18 protein-coding genes are annotated in these 17,311 nt (G+C 59.5%); 12 read left to right on the plus strand and 6 right to left on the minus strand.

The annotated features are described in order from the left end of the window. Positions 1-19: 19 nt before the first annotated feature. The 3 genes from radA to LC531_RS16950 all read left to right on the plus strand — a co-directional run bounded on the left by radA (position 20) and on the right by LC531_RS16950 (position 4,416). The gene (gene radA, locus LC531_RS16940) at positions 20-1,420 is read left to right on the plus strand and encodes a DNA repair protein RadA (protein ID WP_223652359.1); all 1,401 of its coding nucleotides are present in this window, start codon (positions 20-22) and stop codon (positions 1,418-1,420) included. 247 nt (positions 1,421-1,667) lie between these two features. Next, positions 1,668-3,239: a peroxiredoxin family protein gene (locus LC531_RS16945; protein ID WP_223652361.1), complete on the plus strand. Its 1,572-nt coding sequence runs from the start codon at positions 1,668-1,670 to the stop codon at positions 3,237-3,239. A gap of 154 nt (positions 3,240-3,393) precedes the next feature. Continuing rightward, the gene (locus LC531_RS16950) at positions 3,394-4,416 is read left to right on the plus strand and encodes an SPASM domain-containing protein (RefSeq protein WP_223652363.1); all 1,023 of its coding nucleotides are present in this window, start codon (positions 3,394-3,396) and stop codon (positions 4,414-4,416) included. Between the two features lie 164 nt (positions 4,417-4,580). Here LC531_RS16950 and LC531_RS16955 read toward each other — a convergent pair whose 3' ends face one another. The 5 genes from LC531_RS16955 to rsmI all read right to left on the minus strand — a co-directional run bounded on the left by LC531_RS16955 (position 4,581) and on the right by rsmI (position 8,571). After that, complete coding sequence (locus LC531_RS16955; RefSeq protein ID WP_223652365.1) at positions 4,581-4,925, minus strand: hypothetical protein; 345 nt, start codon at positions 4,923-4,925, stop codon at positions 4,581-4,583. Between the two features lie 107 nt (positions 4,926-5,032). Next, complete coding sequence (locus LC531_RS16960; RefSeq protein WP_223652367.1) at positions 5,033-5,224, minus strand: FeoB-associated Cys-rich membrane protein; 192 nt, start codon at positions 5,222-5,224, stop codon at positions 5,033-5,035. Between the two features lie 62 nt (positions 5,225-5,286). Next, the gene (locus LC531_RS16965) at positions 5,287-6,108 is read right to left on the minus strand and encodes an inositol monophosphatase family protein (protein ID WP_223652370.1); all 822 of its coding nucleotides are present in this window, start codon (positions 6,106-6,108) and stop codon (positions 5,287-5,289) included. Positions 6,109-6,152: 44 nt separating this feature from the next. Continuing rightward, positions 6,153-7,802: an apolipoprotein N-acyltransferase gene (gene lnt, locus LC531_RS16970; RefSeq protein ID WP_223652372.1), complete on the minus strand. Its 1,650-nt coding sequence runs from the start codon at positions 7,800-7,802 to the stop codon at positions 6,153-6,155. Further along, complete coding sequence (gene rsmI, locus LC531_RS16975) at positions 7,786-8,571, minus strand: 16S rRNA (cytidine(1402)-2'-O)-methyltransferase (protein ID WP_223652374.1); 786 nt, start codon at positions 8,569-8,571, stop codon at positions 7,786-7,788. The genes lnt and rsmI overlap by 17 nt, the downstream gene beginning before the upstream one ends. A 172-nt stretch (positions 8,572-8,743) precedes the next feature. Here rsmI and LC531_RS16980 point away from each other — a divergent pair, with 172 nt between their 5' ends. The 6 genes from LC531_RS16980 (at position 8,744) to tatC (ending at position 13,028) form a co-directional block, all read left to right on the plus strand. Beyond that, complete coding sequence (locus LC531_RS16980) at positions 8,744-9,259, plus strand: hypothetical protein (protein ID WP_223652375.1); 516 nt, start codon at positions 8,744-8,746, stop codon at positions 9,257-9,259. Positions 9,260-9,340: 81 nt separating this feature from the next. Next, positions 9,341-9,514 carry a hypothetical protein gene (locus tag LC531_RS16985; RefSeq protein ID WP_223652376.1) on the plus strand — a complete coding sequence of 58 codons (174 nt, stop codon included), beginning with the start codon at positions 9,341-9,343 and terminating at the stop codon, positions 9,512-9,514. Positions 9,515-9,560: 46 nt separating this feature from the next. Continuing rightward, entirely contained in the window at positions 9,561-9,773 is a 213-nt protein-coding gene (locus LC531_RS16990; protein WP_223652377.1) for a hypothetical protein, read from the plus strand. Between the two features lie 108 nt (positions 9,774-9,881). Next, positions 9,882-10,586 carry a metallophosphoesterase gene (locus tag LC531_RS16995; protein ID WP_223652378.1) on the plus strand — a complete coding sequence of 235 codons (705 nt, stop codon included), beginning with the start codon at positions 9,882-9,884 and terminating at the stop codon, positions 10,584-10,586. Positions 10,587-10,734: 148 nt separating this feature from the next. After that, a complete protein-coding gene (locus LC531_RS17000) occupies positions 10,735-12,042 on the plus strand; it encodes a serine hydroxymethyltransferase (RefSeq protein ID WP_223652379.1) in 1,308 nt (435 codons plus the stop codon). Between the two features lie 110 nt (positions 12,043-12,152). Then, positions 12,153-13,028, plus strand: a complete 876-nt coding sequence (tatC, locus tag LC531_RS17005; protein WP_223652381.1) for a twin-arginine translocase subunit TatC — start codon at positions 12,153-12,155, stop codon at positions 13,026-13,028. Positions 13,029-13,125: 97 nt separating this feature from the next. Here tatC and LC531_RS17010 read toward each other — a convergent pair whose 3' ends face one another. After that, a complete protein-coding gene (locus LC531_RS17010; RefSeq protein WP_223652383.1) occupies positions 13,126-14,556 on the minus strand; it encodes a hypothetical protein in 1,431 nt (476 codons plus the stop codon). A gap of 139 nt (positions 14,557-14,695) precedes the next feature. Here LC531_RS17010 and LC531_RS17015 point away from each other — a divergent pair, with 139 nt between their 5' ends. The 3 genes from LC531_RS17015 to LC531_RS17025 are packed head-to-tail and all read left to right on the plus strand — an operon-like array spanning position 14,696 to position 17,277. Continuing rightward, positions 14,696-15,130 carry a ribosome-binding factor A gene (locus tag LC531_RS17015; protein ID WP_223652385.1) on the plus strand — a complete coding sequence of 145 codons (435 nt, stop codon included), beginning with the start codon at positions 14,696-14,698 and terminating at the stop codon, positions 15,128-15,130. Between the two features lie 50 nt (positions 15,131-15,180). Continuing rightward, entirely contained in the window at positions 15,181-15,990 is an 810-nt protein-coding gene (locus tag LC531_RS17020) for a class I SAM-dependent methyltransferase (protein ID WP_223652387.1), read from the plus strand. Between the two features lie 54 nt (positions 15,991-16,044). After that, a complete protein-coding gene (locus tag LC531_RS17025) occupies positions 16,045-17,277 on the plus strand; it encodes an ABC transporter permease (protein WP_223652389.1) in 1,233 nt (410 codons plus the stop codon). Positions 17,278-17,311: the final 34 nt, after the last annotated feature.

The following is a 17,311-nucleotide window of genomic DNA, read 5'->3' on the forward strand; positions in this document are numbered from 1 at the left end:
CGAATTATTTTAGCAAAAAATGGCCAAGGCAAGAACGGTTTTTTTCTGTCAGAACTGTGGGGCACAGTCAGCGAAGTGGATTGGGCGCTGCCCCTCGTGCGGCGAGTGGAATACCTACGTGGAGGAAGTGGTGCAGAAGGAGACTGCCGCTACCACCACCGGGCAGTGGAAGCCCGCTAGTACCGTGCCCGGCGGCAATTTGGCTAAGGCCGCCAAGTCGCGCCCACTGGCCGACATCAGGCACGAGGAAGAGCCGCGCATCATTACACCCGACGGCGAGCTGAACCGGGTGTTGGGCGGCGGGCTGGTGCCGGGCTCCATTGTGCTCATCGGCGGCGAGCCAGGCATTGGCAAGAGCACACTCATGCTCCAGATTGCCTTGATGATGAAGAAGCTACGTATTCTTTACGTGAGCGGCGAGGAGAGTGAGGCGCAGATAAAAATGCGCGCCGAGCGTTTGGCCGACGGCCAGCACCCCGGTTGCTACATCTTAACAGAGACGAACACCCAGAATATTTTCCGCCAAATAGACCAGGTAGAGCCCAACCTGCTCGTCATCGACTCCATCCAGACCATGCACTCGACGCTGGTGGAGAGCGGCGCAGGCTCGGTGAGCCAAGTGCGCGAGTGCACCGCCGAGTTTCTAAAATACGCCAAGGAAACCGGCACGCCGGTACTGCTCATCGGCCACATTACGAAGGACGGCAGCATTGCCGGCCCTAAAATATTGGAGCACATGGTAGATACGGTATTGCAGTTTGAGGGCGACCGCCACCTGAGCTACCGCATTCTGCGCACCACCAAAAACCGCTTCGGTAGCACTTCCGAACTAGGTATTTACGAAATGCAGGGCAGCGGACTACGCCAGGTCAGCAACCCGTCCGAAATATTGCTTTCGCAGCGCGCCGAGAGCCTGAGCGGCATGGCCATTGGGGCCACGCTGGAAGGCAACCGGCCCTTATTAGTAGAAGTGCAGGCCCTGGTGACGCCTGCCACCTACGGCACGCCGCAGCGCAGCAGCACTGGCTTCGACGCCAAGCGCCTGCAAATGCTGCTGGCGGTGCTTGAAAAGCGCGCTGGCCTGCGCCTGGGCCAGCACGACGTATTTCTGAACATCGCCGGTGGCCTGCGGCTCGATGACCCGGCCCTCGATGCGGCCGTGTGCGCGGCGGTAGTATCTAGTTTGAACGATTTGCCGATTCCGGGCGACGTGTGCCTGGCCGCTGAAGTAGGCCTGAGCGGGGAGATGCGCGCCGTGCCCCGCCTCGACCAGCGCCTGGCCGAAGCCGAAAAATTGGGCTTCCGCGAGATGTACGTCTCCCAATTCAACGGTAAAAACCTGGCCGACCAGGGCCGCGCCGGGCTGCGCATACAAGCCGTGAGCCGGCTCGACGAAGTGCTGCAAGGCTTATTCAGCTGAGAGGGGTAAGGAAGGCAACGACAAAAGATAAAGCCCAGATAATAGGATTATCCGGGCTTTATCTTTGGCTGAAATCATATTTTTCGAGACTATTCTTTTTTGCTTTGGTAATGCACCAAAGTAGTGACAAGCGTACCCTATCTTCGGTACAATAATTGACTTTTACCGATAAAGTAGATAAGTAAGCACGTTAAGTTTTTAGGTTAATTACGCTTACTGGATTTAGCTGTTCCTTGTCCTACCTGATATGAAATTAAATTTTACTTATATATTAACTTGCTGGTTAAGTTGCGCTGGGGCGCTAACCACCCAGGCCCAAACCGCCGCCAGCCAATCAGCAGGGTTTGCCGTCCTGACAGGCCGAGTCAGCAGCCCAACCTCCGATACGGTAGCGGTATCAATTCACGACAGCCCATTCGACTCCAATGAGCGAATTAGCTACGCCCGGATTAATGAAAAGGGCGAGTTTCGGCTTAAGGTGCCCGTAAACGGCTCAACCAAAGCGGACCTTGTATACGGCGATGCTGTAGCCGACTTGTTTCTGGACCCCGGCACCGACATGGATGTGCGCTTTAAGGCCGACGACTTGCCGGGCACCGTCAGATTCAAGCCGAACGACGTGCCGACTGGCTTCGCTTCGCGCTTGCGCAACAGTAGCAACCTGACCGATGAGCAGCGCCACCGCTTGCAGATGGCCAACGCCAACTCGTACTTAACTGAATTTGACGAGCAATTTGTGTCAAACGATGGTTTTCAGGTACTTCCCGACAACATTCAGCTTTACGAAGCGCCGTTTGTGTCATTTCTGGACTACCGTATTAAGCATGAGCGTAACTTTTTGGAAGACCGGGCGGCTAAGCAGTCTTTCACTATCGATTTTTATAACTATGCCAAGGCTGATATTACCTATTCTAATGCAAATGACCGCCTGACATTTCCTGATTTGCGAGAGCAAGTAGTAAGCACCGAAGGTCGCATGGCAATGACGACCGGATATTACGATTTCCTGCGCGACCCTAGCTTACTGAACGACCAGTCGGCCATCGGTAACGAGCAGTTTCAGGAATTTTTGCTTAATTACGTGCACCACATGGCTGCGCAACAGAAGCACCTGCGCACCGACCCCGACTTCTATCCCTTCTGCTACGCGCTGGCCAGCAAGCGCCTCAATGGCACCATGAAGCTGCTGACGCTGGGCCGCATTCTTCAGGAGTCGTTTCGCTTTGGGCACGTGCGGCAGTCGGCAGCCATGCTGGCCGACTACCGCACCCTTGATTTGCATAAGCACTTTCTGCCCGCGCTCGAAACTGACTTCGGTAAGCATCAGGCGCTCGCTATCGGGTCGCAGGCCCCCGACTTCCGGCTGGTATCCGCCACCGGCGATTCGGTGCGGCTGAGCAGCTTCCAAGGCAAACTGGTGTACCTGAACTTCTGGAAATCGACCAACGGCCTGTGCCTGCGTGACCTAGCCTACGCCCAAGACTTGGTGAAGCGTTTCGAGGGCAAAAATATCGTGTTTGTAAACGTAGCGCTCGACGAGCTGGAAGTGCCTTGGCGGCAACTCGTTACCATTAAGAAGCTACCCGGCGTGCAGGTGCGCGCCGTGGGCGGCCTGCGCTCGGAGGTGGCCAAAGCCTACGGCTTATCGGAAGTGCCTACTTATATGCTGCTGGGTGAAGACGGCACCATTCTCAACCCCAAGCCCAAGCGCCTGAGCAGCCGCGCCGCTGTGGACGAGATAAACCAGTCTTTTGGCAAGGCCGGCATTTACAGCGCGGCCGTGGCGCAACTCCCTACCCCTGCCAGCGCGGCCAAGTAGACTAGCTGGCCAGGCCCGCGCAAGCCCGGCGCGGTTTCCGCACGGATTTACTTAGGTAGAAGTGCCGGGTTAAAATGCCGATTCAACGTATTTTAACCCGGCACTTCTACCTTTTAACTCTGCTAGTGCGCGGGGCGCTGCCTACCTTCATGCTATGCGCTCTACCCTCCGCGATGGTTTTTCTCTGCTCCGCAAAGCCACGCCCGGCCGCCTGCTCAATGCTTTTCAGGTAGTTACTTCCTATATTATCAGCCGGGCCACGGGCCAGGCCCGCGCGTGGGGCCTGCCCGTGGCGCTGGCTTTTGAACCCACTACCAGCTGCAATCTGCGCTGCCCCGAGTGCCCCAGCGGCCTACGCTCCTTTACCCGGCCCACCGGGATGCTCCCCGCCGAGCTGTTTAAGCAGACAATGGACGAACTGGCCAGCCGGCTCTGGTATCTCATTTTTTACTTCCAAGGCGAGCCTTACCTGCACCCGCAATTTCTGGACTTGGTGGAATACGCCAGCAAAAAGGGCCTCTACACCGCCACCAGCACCAACGCTCACTTCCTAACCGACGACAACGCCCGCCGCACGGTAGAAAGCGGTCTGGACCGCCTTATCATCTCCCTCGATGGCACCACCCAGGAAGTGTACCAGCAGTACCGCATCGGCGGCAAGCTGGAAAAGGTACTGGCCGGCACCCGCAACGTAGTAAAATGGCGCAAAAAGCTGAAAAGCAGCACCCCGCGCATTATTTTCCAATTCTTGGTAGTGCGGCCCAACGAGCACCAAATCGAGGATGCCAAAGCGCTGGCCCAGGCGATGGGGGTAGACGATGTGTGGTTTAAAACCGCCCAGATTTACGACTACCAGCAGGGCTCGCCACTCATTCCAACCATCGATTACTACTCACGCTACGCGAACAACGGCAACGGCACGTTCAGTCTCAAGAATAAGCTGGTGAACGGCTGCTGGAAAATGTGGCACTCGTGCGTCATCACTTGGGACGGCAAAGTGGTGCCCTGCTGCTTCGACAAAGATGCTGAGTACCGCCTCGGCGACCGGCAACATGAGAGTTTCCGCGCCCTCTGGCACGGCTCCAAGTACCACAGCTTCCGCCAGGCTCTGCTCCAAGGCCGCGACCAGATTGAGATGTGCCGCAATTGCACCGAAGGCACTAAAGTGTGGGGCTAAATCACAGACTCAAAAGGATTTAACGGATTACGCAGATATGTCGCTACGCTCCTTTCCTACGTGGTTTAGAACGCACAAGTAGGGTACTACCTACTTGCGTTTACGTAGGAAAGGAGCGCAGCGACGTATTTGCGTAATCCGTTAAATCCTTTTGAGTCTGTGGTCTATTTAGTGCCTTTCACCAGGTTCTTACCCAGCGACTCTACTTTCAGAATAAACTGGTCCACGTCCTCGTTAGCATACACCCCATAGGCGGAAGAAATAGTGCCTTTAGCCCCGTCGCTGGTTTCGATGGCGTAAAGAATGGCGGAATCATCAGGGTTACTTTCACCCTCGAAACGGAAATAGTCTACAATGGTCGTCTCCTCGGGGGTGTAGGCGGGAACATTGTCGTTGTCGTCCATTGTAGTCAGGCGGCCATCCTTCACCGTGAAATCGTTGGTGTAGCCCTGGCTGTTGAGCTTTTTCTCGACGGTAACGAGCGAGGTCATTTCTTCTTTGTCCTGCATGGTGTTGGGGGCTGAGTGAGGGGTAGGGGCCTAACGCAGGCCGCCCCGGCTATACGGAGCCGGGGCAGTCAGGGGTTAATCAAAACTACAGTTTTTAAGCGCCGCCATTAGCGGCTGACTGTGCGCGCCTCAATAGTGCGTTGCATGGCCTCTACGTCAAAGGCTGCACCGCACGCGCCGCCGCAGCCTTTGGCGCAGCCGGCCTGCCCCTTGGCGGCGAATGTTTGGTACACGCGCCGGCCCAAATAATAAAGCGCGGCGGCGAACAAGGCAATGACTATGAGCAGTTGCGTCTCCATGATATCAAGAAAACTGAGCGGCCGTCAGAAAAGTTTAGGCGAGGCAACCGGCGCTCAGGCGGCTACCACTGAAAGCCCTCACCCCAGTGCTGCTTCAGCACGGCCTGCATCTCGTCGTGCACTAAGCCATTGGTAGCCAGCGCTTCGCGGTTGAATACCGGGTCGCCATCGGCCAGCCACTGCGTGACCCTACCCCCCGCCTCGCGCACGAGCAAGACACCGGCGGCCACATCGTAGGAATTGATGTTGAACTCAAAGTAGCTGTCGAAGCGTCCGCAGGCCACGTAGGCCAGGTCGGTGGCCGCCGAGCCCCAGCGGCGCAGGCCCCTGGAGTTCTGCATAAACTCGGTGAGGATGCGCAGGTAGGCATCAAGATGGGTGAACTTGTAGAAGGGCAAGCCGGTGGCGATGAGCGTATTATCCATCTTGTCGGCGGTGCTCACGCGGATGGGCTGCTCATTCAAAAACGCGCCGTGGCCCTGCGCGGCGCGGAAGCACTCGTCGCGGCTCACCTCATATACCACGCCTAGCACTGGCTCGTTGCCGCGCGCCAGGGCCACGCTCACTGCGAAGCAGGGTAGGCCGTGGATGAAATTAGTGGTGCCGTCGAGCGGGTCAATTATCCAGCGGTACTCGGTCTGGCTGGCTTCGGTGTTGGCCACGGTGCCTTCCTCCGTTACGAAGCCGGCCGTGGGTAGCAGCTGTTGCAGGCCCGCCACCAGCATTTTCTCCGACTCCTTATCCACATAAGAAACCATATCGTGCAGGCCCTTGCTTTCAATTTTAGAGGCATCAAAATCCGTCACTTGCTGGCGGATAAACTGACCCGCCTGGCGGCAGAGCGCGGCCACAGCGTGCGAGAGGGGTAGGAGGTCGGGGGTCATAAGAAAGTAGCGCAGACTCTGTAATCCACGCTTAGATTGAGACATTAATGATTCAGTACGCGAGCGCGCAGCATCCAGCCTACTACGGCCACTATCCCCAGCACCGCCAGCAGCTGCGCGGCGCGCCCGATAAGCTCGCCGAAGCGGGCGTAAAACGTCACCTCGTTGTTCAGGTGCACGGTGCCGCGGCTGGCGGTGGCAATCCAGGCGGGCACCTGCTGATAGATTTCACCCTTCTGGTTGATGAAGCCGGTGAAGCCGGTATTGGCCGCGCGGGCCAAGTCGCGGCGGGTTTCGATGCAGCGCAGGCTGCCGTAGCGCAACAGCTGCCGGTAGCCCGGCGAGTCGTGCCACCAGGCATCGTTGGTAAAGAGAGCCAGCAGCGTGGCCCCGTTGGGGATGTATTCGCTCACAAAATCCCCGTAAATAGACTCGTAGCAAATGATGGGGGCGATGCGCAGGGCCGGCGCGTTGGCCGGCGCGGCAAATACGGTGCGCTCGGTCTGACTACCATAGGAACCTACGTAGCCGCCCAAGTCGATGTGCGAAACGAGGGCGGTGAGTACGGGGGGCACATTCTCGACCCCCGGCACCAGCCGCGACTTGTGGTAGAAGGCAATGGGGGCCGTGGCGGAGGCGAAGTAGGCACCCGCGTTGAAGGTGTCGTAGTAGCCCAGGTCGTCGCGGTAGCGGGCCGTAGCGCTGGCCGCCTCTTTATTCGGGTATGAGCCGACGGTTGTGATGCCCGTGAGCAGCGCCACGCCGGGGTGCTGCCCCAGCCACACGCGGATACGCTGGATTTTGGGGTCCCGTTCCACCGTGTTTTCCCAGATGGCCTCTTCTAGGGCGGTTTCGGGCCAGATTATCAGCCGGGTGGCGGGCGTCAGGTGTTGCTCCGACAATTGCAGAAAACGGGTGAGCTGCTCGTTAGGGGAGATGAACTTAGTGCCGCCCTCAAACTTCTCCACGTAGGGGTCGAAGTTAGGCTGCACTACCACTACCTCGGCGGTAGAGCCTTTTTCCTGGTAGTTGCGCCCAATAGTAGTGGAAACGATAATAGGCAGCCAAATAGCCGCCATCGGTACGCCCCAGCGCCAGCGGCGGGGACCATTTAGCGCCCAAAAAGGCACGCCCTGCGGCCCCCACCCAGCCCAGAATACGAGTAAATTCACTACCCACACCCACACCGAGCCGCCCAAAAAGCCGGTGTATTCGTACCACTGCACCCACTGCGGGGCGGCCGCAAAGCCGTTGCCCAGCGTGAGCCAGGGCCAGGTGAGGTCCCAGTGCAGGTGCAGCTGCTCGAAGGCAATCCAGTAGATGGGCAGCGAGAGGTAGCCCAGGCGATTGCCAAACCGCTTCTTGGTCTGCCGGAAGGCCATGAGCGGCAGGCACATGAGTAGGGCATTGAGCACCACGGCCGCGATGCCGCCGCCCAGCGTACTGAAGCTTACCCACCAAGTAGTGAGCGCGTTCCAGACCAGCAGCAGCCAGTAGGTGCAGGCAAATACGCGGCCCTTGCGCGCCTCGGTCAGCGTGAGCTGCCGCTCCATCAGCAGGTAGGGCACCCAGCCAATGAAGAGCAGCAGCGCCGGCGCGGCCGACGGGTAGGGCGGCCAGCCACCGCACAGCAGCAGGGCGCTGAGGCTACCCAGTACCAGCGGGCGCTGCCAGAAGCTAGGCGGTGGGGTCATTGTCGGCATCACCATCGTCGTCGGCATCGGCGGGGTCATCGGCATCTTCGTCGTGGGCGGCGTATTTGCTGCGCTCAATTCGCTCATATTCAGCACCTTTTACTACCAGTACAATTTCGCCTTTAATGGCCGGGCGGGCGGCTAGCGTGGCGGCTAGCTCGCCGAGCGAGGCAGTAAGGGTTTCTTCAAACAGCTTGGTCAATTCGCGGCTGACGCTAGCTGGCCGGTCGGCCCCAAACACCTCGGCCAGCTGCGTGAGCGTCTTCACAATGCGGTGCGGCGACTCGTAGAAAATGAGCGTCCGCATTTCGCGGGCCAACTCTTGCAGGCGGGTCTGGCGGCCTTTTTTCACCGGCAAAAAGCCTTCGAAGGCGAACCGCTCGGCCCCGAAACCTGACTTTAGTAAGGCCGGCACCAGGGCCGTGGGGCCGGGTAGGCACTCCACGCGCAGGCCCTGGGCCAGGCACTCGCGCACCAGCAAAAAGCCGGGGTCGGAGATACCGGGCGTGCCGGCGTCGCTCACCAGGGCCATGCGCTCGCCTTTGGCCAGGCGCTCCAGCAGGCGGGGCACTACCTGGTGCTCATTGTGTAAGTGGTAGGCTTGCAGGGGCTTTTTTATTTCTAAATGCTGCATGAGCCGGCCGCTGGTGCGGGTGTCCTCGCACAGCACTACATCCACCTCGCGCAGTGTGCGAATGGCCCGCAGCGTAATGTCTTCGAGGTTGCCGATGGGGGTAGGCACGAGGGTAAGAGCAGCGGCTTCGGGCATGGGCGCAAAGGTAGGAAGGAGCGCAGGGTAAGCTTTAGCTTGCCAGAACAGGAAAATTGGCGTAGTGTGGCAGGATAAAACGGCAAGCTAAAGCTTACCCTGCGCTCCTTCCAAAAACCCAAACGCCCAAACCTGAGTACACCCCTTTACCATTTGCTTAGCTAATCTGACCATGCCAGTTGACCCAAACAACCGCCCCATCCGCGTTATCAACGACGATACGACCGAGGAAGAATTTGCCGCCGGCCTGCGTATTCCGAATGCTGACCCACCCAAAAATGAGGAAGCGCGCGGTGGCTTTGGCAACCGCGATGGCAAGCAGGGCTTTGGCACTACCAGCGGCGATGGTGAAACCTCGCTGGCAATGAACTCGGACGCGGCCAGTACCTACCAGCCCGGCGACAATATGCGTACTGCCGAGCAGGGAGCCAATCAGCGTCCTGACCAAGACCTACCCAGCCCCGACGATGAGCGCGACGAAAATGGCCATCGCCCCCAGCGCGGTCCCGTAGATGAACTCGAAGCCGACGACCTGCGCAAAGGCTCCGACGAGATGGAGGATGCCGAATCGCACGTGGGCATGGGCCAAATGGCCCCCAAGCCCCTACCCCCCATCACTGGCACCGATACCAACGCTGAACTAACCGACCCCGATGCTAAAGATTCAGCTATCGACCAAGGGTTTTAATTGCAACAGAAAGCAGGAGGCACGGCAACTCGTGTCTTCTACTTTCCGATTTATACTTTCCACCTCCTATTTCCTTTTCCAATGGCAGACCACAAATCAAGCAAGCAGGGCGAATCGCACCAGGGCGGCCCTAACGTAGCCAAGCAAGCCGCTGGCACTGGCGAAGACCATGACGCGGAGCGCGATGAAAAAACGGAAAAGCAATTGCAGCAAGATGCGCAAGACGCTCCCGTAACGCACCCCAACCGCCATTAGTCCTGGCTGCAGGCATTTTCCCACCTAGTGTAATAGCCTTCTACTTATGTCAACCCACCACACGGAGCAGAATAAGCAGTCGCAGACCAGCAAGAATGAAGCTGGCATGCCCGAGCACACCAAGGCCGACGTCCTACCCGTCGACGACCTTGATGAGGCCACCGAAACTCGCCTCGAAGACGAAGCCCAGGATGCTGGCGTGCAGCACCCCAATCGTGGCCACAACAAGCCCGACAACGGCAAAGGCAGCTACGCCTGAGCACCAGCCGGCTTACTTACAAAACGCAAAGCCTCGGCCACTGGTCGGGGCTTTGCGTTTTTACAAGCTGTTGACAAAAAACATATTATCTCCATTAATCGCCTCGATATGCGTCGCTTCGCCGCCACCGACCTGCACGGCTGCCTGCGCACCTTCCGCCACCTGGTAGAAGAAGAGTTGCATCTGCGCCCCGCCGACCACCTCTACCTGCTGGGCGACTACGTGAACAAGGGTCCCGATAGCGCCGGCGTGCTCGATTACCTAATGCAGCTGCAAGCTGCTGGCTACCAGGTGCACTGCCTGCGTGGCAACCACGAGCACGAGCTACTGGCCACCATCCACGGCGAGCCCAATGCCAACGGCATGTGGAAGCTGGCAGCCGAGCGGCAATTGACGCTGACCAGCTTTGGGGTGGCGCGGGCTGCTGCTATTCCGGGCCGGTACGTGGCCTGGCTCAATGCCCTACCCCTCCAGCTGGAACTACCCGACTTTGTGCTCGTACACGCCGGCTTCAACTTCGCCCTACCCCCCGCCGAGATGCGCGAAGACATGCAGAGCATGCTTTACAGCAAAGAGTTTACCTATGACCCCGCGCGGCTGGCGGGCAAGCGCCTGCTACATGGCCACGTGCCTACCCCCGTGGCCGAGGTGCAAGCCACCGTAGCCGCCAAAGCCGGGGCTATCGACCTAGACACCGGCTGCGCGTTCCGGCTCAACCCCGAGTTGCGCCACTTGGCCGCGCTCAACTTGGACAGCTGGAAACTGCACTTGGTGGAGAACCGCGAAGAGCCCTACCCCATCGCCGTGCGGTAAACTTTGGCTTGCCGGAGTAGCGGGTTAGAGTAAGCTTTAGCTTACCGGACGTGAATTGTTCGTGCTAAAACGGCAAGCTGAAGATTACTGCACATTCTGCTACCCGGCAAGCTAAAGCTTACCCTACACTCCGTCGTACTTTTGGGGTATGCAAGCCACTGCCCCTACCCTCGCCCCGACCGCCGACTATGATACGGCCGTTTTCGACCTCATTGCGCAGGAGCGCCAGCGCCAGACCCACGGCCTGGAGCTGATTGCTTCCGAGAACTACGTTTCGGACCAGGTAATGGCGGCGCAGGGCTCAGTACTCACCAATAAATACGCCGAGGGCCTGCCCGGCAAGCGCTACTATGGCGGCTGCGAGGTGGTGGACCAGGTAGAGCAGCTGGCCATTGACCGGGCCAAAGAGCTATTCGGCGCGGCCTGGGTGAACGTACAGCCCCACTCCGGCGCGCAGGCCAACGCGGCCGTGATGCTGGCCTGCCTCAACCCCGGCGACAAAATTCTGGGTTTCGACCTCAGCCACGGTGGGCACCTCACGCACGGCTCACCGGTCAATTTTTCGGGTAAGCTTTACCAGCCGTCTTTTTACGGGGTAGAGAAGGAAACCGGCCTCATCGATTGGAATAAGGTGATTGACACAGCCCGCCGCGAACGCCCCAAAATGATTATCTGCGGGGCCTCGGCCTACTCGCGCGACTGGAACTACGCTGCCCTGCGCCGCGCCGCCGATGAGGTAGGCGCGCTGCTGCTGGCCGATATTTCGCACCCCAGTGGCCTCATTGCCAAAGGCTTGCTCAATTCGCCGTTTGAGCATTGCCATATCGTGACCACCACGACCCACAAGACGCTGCGCGGCCCGCGCGGTGGCCTCATCCTGCTAGGGCAGGACTTCGACAACCCGTTTGGCCTGAAGACGCCGAAGGGCGAAATCCGCCCCATGTCGGCCCTGCTCGACTCAGGCGTATTTCCGGGCACGCAGGGCGGGCCGCTCGAGCACGTCATTGCGGCCAAGGCCGTGGCCTTCGGCGAGGCGCTGGGCGAGGGCTATACGCGCTACATTCATCAGGTAAAGGAAAACGCGCAGGCGCTGGCCAGCGAGTTCAGCAACCGCGGCTACGACATTATCTCGGGTGGTACTAACAACCACTTGATGCTCATTGACCTGCGCTCGAAGGGCCTGACCGGCAAACTGGCCGAGAACACCCTGGTGCAGGCCGACATTACCATCAACAAGAACATGGTGCCCTTCGATGATAAGTCGCCTTTCGTGACCAGCGGCATCCGCATTGGCTCGGCCGCCGTAACTACCCGCGGCTTGGTCGAAGCCGACATGGTGCGCATCGTGGAGCTGATTGACGAGGCCCTTACCCACCACGCCGACACCAGCCGCATTGCGGGCGTGCGCCACCAAGTTAACGAGTGGATGCAAGCCTACCCCCTATTTCAGGCGTAATGGGAATAGCTTGAGCAAGGAGAGCCATGACGTTCTGACCACTTGAACGAAATTGCTTTCATTACTTCTTACTCCTGTTACGCTCATTACTTCCATTACTCATTTCCCCCTTGGCTTCCCCCACTCAGAAATTTCAACAGAACCGCGCCGCCGCTGAGGGCGAGGCGGAGATGTCTTTTATTGACCACCTGGAAGCGTTGCGCTGGCACATTATCCGGGCGGCAATTGCCGTGGTGGTCTTTTCGCTGTGCGCGTTTTTTGCCAAAAGATTTCTGTTTCACGACCTGATTTTGGGGCCGTCGCGCTCCGATTTCTGGACCTATCAGACGTTCTGCAAAATCGGGCATTTCTTCGGCTCCACCGACCCGTGCGAGAACCAGGTCAATTTTATTATCCAGAACCGCGAGATGAGCGGGCAGTTGACGATGCACATCAGCACCTCGTTCGTAGTGGGCATCTGCCTGGCCTTTCCCTACCTGTTTTGGGAGATTTGGCGCTTCGTGAAGCCCGGCCTCTACCCCCACGAGCGGGCCAACTCGAAGGGCGCGGTGTTTTTCGTGTCCATCTTGTTTATTCTGGGCTTGCTGTTTGGCTATTACATCGCCGCGCCGATGAGTATCAACTTCCTGGCCTCGTACACGGTAGACCCTACCATCCAGAACCAGATTGACTTGCAGAGCTACCTGAGCACGCTCACAACCATGACGCTCTCGTGCGCCTTCGTGTTTGAGCTGCCCATGATAGTATTTTTCCTGGCGAAAGCCGGCCTCGTCACGCCCGAGCTGATGACGGTGTACCGCAAACACGCCATCGTAGTCATCCTCATTATCGCGGCCATCATCACCCCGCCCGATATTTCGGCCCAGATTATCGTTACTATCCCTATTCTGCTGCTCTACGAACTGAGTATCCACATTGCCCGCGTGGTGCGCCGCAACAGCGCCGCCAAGCTCAATGCCGAGCTGCTGATACCGGGCGCGGAGTAGTCCTTGTATTCGTTAGTACGAGCGAAGCGCGGCAAGCGCACCCGAATGACTCGTTCGGGCGCGCTTGCCGCGCTTCGCTCGTACTAAGAGGCTGTTTTTATTTCACCGCTTGGTATACTCCCGGCACGCCGGGCACTGGCTCATAGCGGCCAAACACGCCGGGTAATAGGTAGCGCAGGCGGGGCAGCAGCCCTCTTTGGTCCAGGATATAGGCGGGCGGGCGCGGGCCCAGGCTGCGCGCTACCCGCACCACGGCCGCGTATTCGGTGAGGTGGCCGAAATCGGCTTGGGCCAGGGGCCAGTCGAGGTAGGGCCGGGCGGCGGGGTGGTCGAGGTAGATGCGGCGGTCGGGGCCCAGCACCAGTACCGACCGGCCGGCCGTGAGGCGGTGGTAAGTGGTGTTAGGCTGCGGGGCAAAGGCGCTTTCGGGGGGTAGGCGCAGTAAGCCTGGTAGGCCCGGCACCAGCACCCGGTAGCGCAGCCCTACTACCAGGCCCAGCACGACCAAGAATAATAACTCAGGCACCCAGCCGGCCCGGCCTGGCAGCCGCTGCCACAAAAACAAGCTGAAATACGCCAGCGGCGGCAGCACCAGCACCAGCGAACCAGGAGCCAGCCCCCGCCCTACTACCAGCACCGCCGCCGCTACTACCAGCCACACCAGCATCAATTGCCGGAAATTTACTTGAAAAACCAAGCCCAGTGCCGTACTGGCCGCCCGCGCCAGCGCTAGCGCCAACAGGACCCCTACCCCCGCCAGCAGGGGCCAGGCCACGGTGGGCGGCAGGCCGTCGGTGGCGGCCACGGCCGGGCGCAGGCCCCGCGCCAGGTTCATCCAGGCAAAGTTATCCAGGGCTCCGACGTACAAGAATACCGTGGCTATCAGCGCGTAGGGCGACAAAAACCCGCACACCAGCAGCAAGGAGCTACGAAACGCATTGGCCGCGAACACGAGCACCGCGAACAGCCCTACCCCCACGAATAGGCCCAGCGGCAGGTAGCAGAGCGCCGCCAGCCCAATCACGAATCCGGCCCGAAACAGCCGGCGGTTGTCGTAGCCCTCCCGCGAGGTGGGCAGCAACGTGCTGATGGAGAACACAATAAAGGTGTGGCCCATGAGCAGCGGCGACAGCCCATCGAGGTCGGCACTCACGCTGCCCACCACCAGGTAGGTGAGGGCCGCCAGGTAGCCGCGCTCGGGGTGCACGCCGGCACGGTTGAGCACTTGGTTGAAGCGCAGTGCCTGCACCAGCAGCAGGGCCAGCGCCGCCACCCGGTACAGCAGCACCGGGCGGCCCCAGGCCAGCTGGAGCAGGCCGGCGGCGGCGGCGGCCAGCGGCCCGGTGCCGTCGTAGAGGTCGCGGTAGGGCCAGGCCCCCGCCCCTACCCCCTCGCCCAGCAGTAGCAGGCGCAGCTCGGCAGCCGACACGGGCAGGCCCAGCCACAGCAGCGGCAGCCGCAGAGCCAGCACCAGTCCCAGCAGCAGTAGGACCTGGGCGGGTAGGGAGCTTTTGAAAAAACGCAGCAAATTTTTGGTGCTTGGTACTTAGTGCTTGGTGCTTGGGCTAATTTGCTCGTGACCTTGCCAGGGCAAAGGTCGTTGGACAAGGATAAATAGCTACCTAATTCAGGCACCAAGCACCAGAACCCTACCTTTGCTATTTACTATGGAAAGCAAACGACAACAAAAAATGGCCAGCCTGCTTCAGCAGGAGCTGGCCCAGGTGCTGCAGCGCGACCTGCCGCACCTGTTTGGCGGTGGGCTGGTGCCGAGCATCAGCACCGTGAAGGTGACGCCTGACCTGGCCGTGGCGCGCGTGTACCTGAGCCTGCTCATCGGCAACGACGCGCCCGCGCGCCTCGACGCCATTGAGGAGCACACCAAGGAAATCCGCTACGCCCTAGGCAAGCGCATTGGCAAGCAGGCGCGGGTGGTGCCGGAGCTGACGTTTTACCACGACGACAGCGCCGCCTACGCCGCCCACATGGACCAGGTGCTCAGCAAGCTCGATATTCCGGCGGCTGCGCCCGAGCCGGACGGCGACGACGACGACGCGGCCCTACCCCGCCCCCGGCTCTTCAACCCCTCAGCCGACGAATAGCACGGGGCTGGCGACCTGCTCAATTACTCACTGTTCCTTGTTGATTTCCTTTGCATTACGACCCTATTAAGCGCAGCCTGGGCAATGTTTTTAATCGCTCGCCGTGGCTGCGGCGCTTGTTTTATCACCTGCTCGATTTGCTGCTGCTGCGCACCTGGCACGTGCACCGCGAACTGCGCCAATGGGCCCGCACCCATACCCGCCAGCCCCTCGACATTCTGGATGCCGGCGCAGGCTACGGCCAATACAGCTATTGGCTCAGCGGCCTGAGTAAGCTCTGGCGCATTCTGGCCGTGGACGTGAAGGAGGAGCAGGTGGCCGATTCCAACCGGTTTTTCCAGGCCATCGGCCGGCCGCAGGTGCAGTTCGCAGTGCAGGACCTGGTGCTGTATCAGGAGCCCAATTCTTTCGACCTGGCCCTGGCCGTGGATGTAATGGAGCACATTCTGGAAGACGTGGAGGTGTTTCGCAATATCCACGCCTCGCTCCGGGATGGCGGGATGCTGCTCATCTCGACCCCCAGCGACCAGGGCGGCTCCGATGTGCACGACGACTCCGAATCGAGCTTCATTGAGGAGCATGTGCGCGATGGCTATAACATACACGAGATGCAACAGAAGCTGCGCACCGCGGGCTTCGAGCGCATTGAGGCCCGTTATAGTTACGGCGAGCCGGGCCAGATTTCGTGGCGGCTCAGCATGAAATATCCAATTTTGCTGTTGGGCAAGTCACGCTGGTTTTTCGTGCTACTGCCCTTTTACTATGCGGTAGTATTCCCTTTCTGCTTGCTGCTGAATTGGCTGGACGTGCGCACGACCCACGATTCGGGGACGGGGCTGATTGTCAAAGCCTGGAAGTAGCCAGCCGCGTCAGCGGCGTATCTGCGAAATCCGTTAAATCAGTTTGAATCTGCGGTGAATGTACCCTTTCTCATTGCCCGGCGCTATTTCCTTTCCAAGAAAAAGCGCAACATCATTACCATCATCTCTAACATCTCGATGGTGGGCGTGGCGGTGGGCACGGCGGCGCTCATCATCGTGCTCTCGGTATTCAACGGGCTGGAAGACTTGGTGCGCTCGCTCTACGGCAAATCGGACCCGAGCTTGGTCATCGCGGCCCGCGAGGGCAAGTCATTTCCCGTTGATACCCTGCTGCTTACTAAGGTGCAGAACACGCCGGGGGTAGCCCTCGTGACGGAAGTAATCGAAGACAACGCCCTGCTGCAATACCACGACCGCCAGATGGTGGTGAAGATGCGCGGGCTGTCGGAAAATTATTTCGGGCAGATTCCGATTGACTCGAACCTGGTGGCCGGCGACCACCGCCTGCGCCGCGGCGAGCGCGAATATGCCCTTATCGGCGAGGGCGTGCAGGTCGAACTGGGTATTACCCTCGACAACCGCCTCTCGCCCCTGCGCTTGCTCTACCCCCGTCAGGAGCCAGGCCGAAAAACGCTCAGCATCAACCCCGATAAAGCCTTCAACGAAGAGACCATCCTGGCCGGCGGCGTCTTCCAGATTGAGCAGCACCTCGACGACAGCTACCTATTTGTGCCCCTGAGCTTTGCGCAACGGCTGCTGGGCTACGGCCACCGGCGCACGGCGCTCTACGTGCGCGTTGGCGACAGCTTCCGGCTGGCCAGCGTCCGCGATGCCCTGCGTGAGCGTCTGGGCCAGCGGTTCACGGTGCTCGACTCCGACGAGCAGCACGTGAGCCTACTCAAAGCCATCAAGATTGAGAAGCTGTTCGTATTCATCACCTTTGCTTTCATTCTACTTATCGCCTCGCTCAACATCTTTTTTTCGCTTTCGATGCTGGTTATTGACAAGCGCAAGGATATCGCCGTGCTACAGGCGATGGGGGCCACTGAGCAGACCGTGAGACAGTCGTTTCTACTGGTGGGGGCCATTGTGGCGCTGGTGGGTGCCGTGGTGGGGCTGGTGCTGGGGGTAGGCATTTGCTGGGCGCAGCAAACATTTCACGTCGTGAGCATGGGCATGGCCACGAGTGTCGTGGACTCGTACCCGGTGAAGATGCAAGCCAGCGACATTTTCTTTATTTCGCTGGCCATTATTTCGATAACGCTGGCCGTATCCATTCGCCCGGCGCTGAACGCAGGCCGGATGCAGATTCGCGAAAATTTGTAAGTTGGTGATTGAGTGACTGAGTGAATATGAGGCA

This window comes from Hymenobacter psoromatis (genome assembly GCF_020012125.1).
GTDB classification, from domain to species: Bacteria; Bacteroidota; Bacteroidia; order Cytophagales; family Hymenobacteraceae; genus Hymenobacter; species Hymenobacter psoromatis.